The 5,898-nt window shown below is 20.7% G+C and carries 6 protein-coding genes; all 6 read left to right on the top strand.

Going from position 1 to position 5,898, the window contains the following annotated elements; all coding sequences use genetic code 11:
• The first annotated feature begins 83 nt into the window (after positions 1-83).
• The 6 genes from KTO59_RS03160 to KTO59_RS03135 all read left to right on the top strand — a co-directional run bounded on the left by KTO59_RS03160 (position 84) and on the right by KTO59_RS03135 (position 5,514).
• Positions 84-1,862 carry an HsdM family class I SAM-dependent methyltransferase gene (locus KTO59_RS03160; protein ID WP_284928594.1) on the top strand — a complete coding sequence of 593 codons (1,779 nt, stop codon included), beginning with the start codon at positions 84-86 and terminating at the stop codon, positions 1,860-1,862.
• Positions 1,837-2,778 (top strand): restriction endonuclease subunit S, encoded by a 942-nt coding sequence (locus KTO59_RS03155; RefSeq protein WP_284928593.1) that lies wholly within the window; start codon positions 1,837-1,839, stop codon positions 2,776-2,778. Before KTO59_RS03160 ends, KTO59_RS03155 begins: the two co-directional genes overlap by 26 nt.
• Positions 2,779-3,154: 376 nt before the next feature.
• On the top strand, positions 3,155-3,394 hold the full coding sequence (locus KTO59_RS03150; protein ID WP_284928592.1) for a hypothetical protein: 240 nt from the start codon (positions 3,155-3,157) through the stop codon (positions 3,392-3,394).
• On the top strand, positions 3,375-3,578 hold the full coding sequence (locus tag KTO59_RS03145; RefSeq protein ID WP_284928591.1) for a hypothetical protein: 204 nt from the start codon (positions 3,375-3,377) through the stop codon (positions 3,576-3,578). The genes KTO59_RS03150 and KTO59_RS03145 overlap by 20 nt, the downstream gene beginning before the upstream one ends.
• 383 nt (positions 3,579-3,961) lie before the next feature.
• Positions 3,962-4,780, top strand: a complete 819-nt coding sequence (locus KTO59_RS03140; RefSeq protein ID WP_284928590.1) for a hypothetical protein — start codon at positions 3,962-3,964, stop codon at positions 4,778-4,780.
• Between the two features lie 548 nt (positions 4,781-5,328).
• A complete protein-coding gene (locus KTO59_RS03135) occupies positions 5,329-5,514 on the top strand; it encodes a DUF2963 domain-containing protein (protein WP_284928589.1) in 186 nt (61 codons plus the stop codon).
• Positions 5,515-5,898: the final 384 nt, after the last annotated feature.

The following is a 5,898-nucleotide window of genomic DNA, read 5'->3' as shown; positions in this document are numbered from 1 at the left end:
GAAGTTATTATACTAAAATTGCTTAATCATCATAATAAATATATTATTAAAAAAACTTATGATAAATAAAGGAAAATAAAAAAGTGAATGAAAGATTGACTGAAGAAATTACTAGAGATTTAATTAATAAATCTCTTAATAAAGAAAAAGTTTATGTTGATGAACAAATTAGTAGTAACAAATTAATTCAAAAAATATTAGGAAATGTTAGACCTGATTTTATTATTGATTTTAAAAATAACACTGACAATATTATTATTGTTATTGAATGCAAGGCCGATTCTAAAAAACAAACACAAGCTTTAAAAGTTGCAGAAGAAAAATATGCTTTTAAATTAAAAGAATCATTTAATGTTTTTTATTATGGTATATCAGGACAAAATCCTCAAAGAATTTTAATTGAAGGTCGTTTGTGGATTAAAAATCATCAAAGGCCATTCCCTAAGATATATACTAAATTATTAACATATCAAAATATTAAAAAATTGATATCTGAATTAACTAATATTAAAGTTGACAATAATTTAAAATGTATTAAATCGTTTAATGATAAATTACATCAAATGTCAATCCCTGAATCAGAAAGACCAGTTTTAATTGGTTGTTTTTTGATAGCACTTTCAGAACGAAGTATTAATTTGGAAAATTATAATGGTAATAATAAAGGTTTAAAAAAACATATTATTAATTGCGCTGAAATTAATTTATATTCAAAACTTGATTTAAATAAAGTTAAAACTATTTGTTCTTATTATGATAGATTGCTTTCTAATAATGTTTGGATATCCGAAGAAGAAGTAGATAGTTATGGAAGTAGACAAAAAAATACTAATTTAAATTATTTTTTGAAAGAATTAAATGAGAAAATTATGCCTTTGATAAATAATAACAATTGGGATATTATGGGTGAATTTTATCGTGAATTTATTAAATATGCCACCGAAGATAAGAAAACTGGATTAGTTTTGACTCCAACTCATATTACTGATTTTTTTTGTGAATTAATTGATATTCAAAAAACGGATATCGTTTTAGATCCGTGTTGTGGCACAGGTGGGTTTTTAATTGCAGCTATGAAATATATGTGTCAAAATTCCCAAACCGAAGAAGAAATAAACAAAATTAAAACAAAACAATTAATAGGAATTGAAAAAAGAAATGATATGTGGTTACACGCAACTGTTAATATGATGATGCACGGTGATGGCCATACTAATATTTATCACGGAAATTGTTTTGCATATAAAACTGAGGATTTTAACAATTACAGACCAACTGTAGCTTTTTTAAATCCTCCTTATAATGAAGCATCCGAACAATTAAGATTTATCCTAAAATCTTTAGAACTTATAACTCCTAAAGGAAAAGTGGTCGCCATCGTACAAGCTTCTGCTACTGGTAATTCTAAAGCTGTCAATAATGTTAAAAAAGAAATTTTAAAAAATCACACTTTATTAGCAAGTTTTTCTTGTCCAAAGGAACTTTTTCATGGAATAGCAGGAGTGATTACTAATATTTTAATTTTTAAATCAGGTATTCCACATAACAAAACAAATGCTACTTTTTTAGGATGGTTTAAAGATGATGGTTTTATTAAACAAAAGACAAAAAGAATAAAAAAAGGAACAGAATGGGAAAAAATAAAAAAAAAATGGATTGAAACATATAACAATAAAAAAGAAATCAAAGAAGATAATATAGAAAGTAAAATGCAAATCCTAGATTTTAATGATGAATGGTGTATAGAAGCATATTTAAAACCTGATTTACCCTCTCAAAAAGATTTTATGTTGACTTTTAAAGAATATATTTTACACGAATTGGAGGTAATGTTAGATGATGAAATTAACAGAGATTTTTGATATATTCTCAGGACATAAATTACATGCTAATAAAGTTATTGAAGATTTTAAAGGTATTAATTTAATTAGTAGAAAAGGTTCTAATTATGGAATAATCAAAAAAATTAAACCTATTTCAAATTTAAAAACTTTTGATGCAGGTTTATTAACTTTTGCTCCCGATGGAACTGTTTGTTCTACCTTTTTACAAACACAACCTTTTTATGCCACTGAACATGTTAAAATTTTAAAACCTAAACCTGAATTTAAATTATCTTCGAATGATTTATTATACTATGCTTCCTGTTTACGATTGTATGCTTCTTTATTTCATTTTAATAGATCTGCTATAACAAAGTTTGCTAATTTTAAATTACCTTCACTTCAAGAAATACCATTATGGATAAATAAACTAGGTAATTTCTATATGAATAAATTTAAAGAGAAAATACCCCTATTAAATAAAAATATTTTTAATAATAAAATGATAAATATTAATTCTAGATTAATGAAAAATTTTTTATATAAAGATATTTTTAATATTGTTAGAGGACAAGAAATCAAAAAAAAAATAGGTTCCGTGCCTTATATTTCTGCTACTAGTAAAAATAATGGCGTTTCGGGTTATACTCAAATTGCTTCTTTTCCAGGAAATCAAATTACTTTAAGTAATGATGGTTCCATTGGAGAAGCTTTTTATCAAAATAAACCTTTTTCTGCTAGTTCAAATGTTTTTATTTTAACTCTTAAAAATCAAAATTTAACTCTAGAAATAGCTCTTTTTTTGTGTACTTTAATTAAAAAACAAAGAGTTTATTTTCATTATGGGCGTAAATGGAATCAAGAATTAATGTCTAAAATGACAATTCCATTACCTCATAAAAATGGTCATCCTGATTGGGATCAAATACAAAAATTATTTATTAAAATAGAATAGATAAAAAAACAAAAACTTAAAATTTGTTTTTTTTAATAATTGTAATTGTTAATTTATTATATAAGAAAATAAAATACTAAATTTTAATTTTTATTTTCAAGAACTTAAAATTTGTTTTTTTTATGTAATAAATTTAATTGTTAATTCATCTATTATAAAAAAATTATTATCAATATAAGATAAAATGAAAAAATAAATAATAAAATTTTTTAAATTAAAATATAAAATAAAAATAATTATAACTATTTCTACTATTTTTATTTATTTATCCGCTACTATTTCATCTATTTTCGTTTTAGAAAACTTCTTTGTTAAATAAAGAAGAGACAAAATTCGATTAGCGATAAATTCCCTATTTTTATATTAAATAAAACTGTTGTTAATAACGAAGATAAATTTCTTTTATCATATAATATTACTAATTTTAATAAAAAAATATGAATATTTAATTAATATTGAACATGAAGTAAAAATTAAACCAAAAAGAATAGATATTTTAGTTTCTTTATTTTTAAAATTAACATCTTTTTATGATACTACTAAATTTACTTTTATTGAACCGAAAACATATTTTAATCTAGGTATTCAAATATTTAATGATAAATCTATGGTTTGATTATACTAATTCTAAAATACTTATATTTTTTATTATGATTAATGGTGAAAAAAATTTGTATGTTAAGGTTAACATTAAACAAAATACAAGTATTGCTAAAGAAAATGTCATTGCCAACACAATACCTGAATTAGAATTAGTTTGTGATTATGAAGTAGTTGATTCACAAGGTAAATCTTTATAATGAATAATCTAAGATTAAAAATTTTTTGGTCTTTTTTATTTAAAAATATTAACAATTAAAAATTCAAATAGAAAGGAATAAATAAATTCGAAACCAAACTAAAAACAAATATCGTAATACAAATACTAAAACTTTGGAAAGATATTTAATTAATGAACACCTCGCACTGTTAAAACTTGAAATTAATCTTTTAAATTTTTATTATTTAAATTTTTTATTTTTTTTCATAAAATATTATTTAAAAACACATATAAATTGTTTTTTTTTTTTTTTAAATAAAATTAAATTCGTTAAGTAATAAAAAAAATTAAACTTATTATTTCGGAAAGTTAAAAATTTTTTTAACTTAAACTTAAATTTAAAAAGATATCGGATAAACATAAATGAAAGAAATTTTAAATAAAAAAACAATAAATTTAAAAAATTTATTATTTTTATCTATTTTAATGATTTTAATTTTTTCATTTATTAAAGTCAGTGACAATTTAGTTAAAAAACAATTAAGACAATTAGCAAAAAAAGCTTTTGATCAGTCAACTATAGAAGAAAAAAACAAAGAAAAATATGTAAAAGCATTAACAGAATCAAGAAAAATATTAGAAGAATGCGAAAATATAGATGCACAATTATTAGCAGAATTTAATAACATAAATATAGATTTTGGTAACAAAGTGGATGAAATAAACATAAAATATTTTGAAACAATTAGACATAGAGGAAATATACTTAAATATACTTCCAAACTAGAACCAGAACAAATAGAAAAATGTAGACAAATAGTGTCCGAGATTTGGTTAGAAGAAAAAACAGAAGAATATATAACAACATTAACAAATGAAGAAGCAAAATATGTAAAAATAATAATAGAAATGGGAATGGAATACTCAGAAATTTACCAAACATTTGTTAGTAATTGTACAATAGATTTAAATAATTTAAAAGAAAGAATAAAATCTACAAAAACAGCAAAAAATCCAAAAACAAAAATTACGCAAGCAATGACAGAATATAAAAAAACATTAGAAGAAAAATTCAAAGAATTTAAAAGAAATATAGAAAAAAATAGAGCAAAATTATATAAAACAGATGAACCATTTTATAAAAAAATATGGTTCTGGGTAATATTAACAACATTAACAATATTAACAATTGGATTTTTTATTTACAAAAAAAATAAAAAATCTAAAATAAAAAAGACTTAAAGTTTTTATTTTTTTAAATTTTTAATTTTTAAAAACATATTAAAAAATAAAATTTATTATTAAAAAAATTAAAAACAACAAAAATTTAAACCAAATCATTTAAAAAAATAAACAGTTTGGATTTTATTTTATCTAAAAATAATCAAATTAAATAAAAAAACAAAATATTATTTAATATAATTTTAAAAAAAAACAAGTTTAATTTTCAGTAAAATTAATTTACTAAGAATAAACTTGTTTTTAATTAATTTTTATTATTTTATATTATTAATTTATAATAATTAAAATAATAAAAAAGAATAATAAAAGATTCATTTATTATTTTATAAATAAAAATTTTATAAATAAAATAAAAATTTATTGTTTTTACCTGCTTTATAATTTTAAAATTAAAAATATACAATTTTACTATTTTAGATTATAATAATAAATAAATTTGAAAGCAATAAAAATAGTTGTTAAAGATGAATTAAAAATATTTACAATTTTTATCGTACGGTGTTGTGTGGGGTCAATTTGTAAAATAAGGAGCGATCCTGAAATGCATTTTGATCTATCGCGATAACTATAGTTCCGACGGCAAAACTATTAAAACCGTCAACGAATTAAACGACAACGGTCGAGTAATTAAACGAACATTCTATCGTCCTGACGGAACCATTAAAAAAATCACAGAATATAATTACGATGGAATAAAAAAAAATAATATAAAAAACCAACAAGACTTAAATTAATAACTTGACAAATTAATTATTTATTATATAATTATTATATAAATTATTATTTCATCTTGGTTTTACTGTCGGGTTGATAATAATTTAAACATATTTTGTTTTTCAAATTTTAAAATATAATTTGGTAAAAAAAAGACTGTGCGTCAACACAGTCTTTTTTATTTACTATTTACCATAAAATAATTATAGTAATTTTAAAAATATTTATATAAAACAGCATATTTTGTTTTCCTTTCATACAATTTGGTAATAACTATATTTATAATAAAATTATAATTATAAGTTATCTTTATTATTATAAAAAACCAAACTTTTAAAATCAAATTATACAATTAACAAATTAATAAGGTCTCTTTGGCGCCCACAAAAAAAGACTTGTCCTGA

The sequence above is a fragment of the Candidatus Phytoplasma sp. AldY-WA1 genome, assembly GCF_020312115.2.
In the GTDB taxonomy this organism is placed as follows: Bacteria; Bacillota_I; Bacilli_A; order Acholeplasmatales; family Acholeplasmataceae; genus Phytoplasma; species Phytoplasma vitis.
The sequence above is the reverse complement of the archived record's forward strand: the minus strand, read 5'-3'. Positions and strand labels throughout refer to the sequence as shown.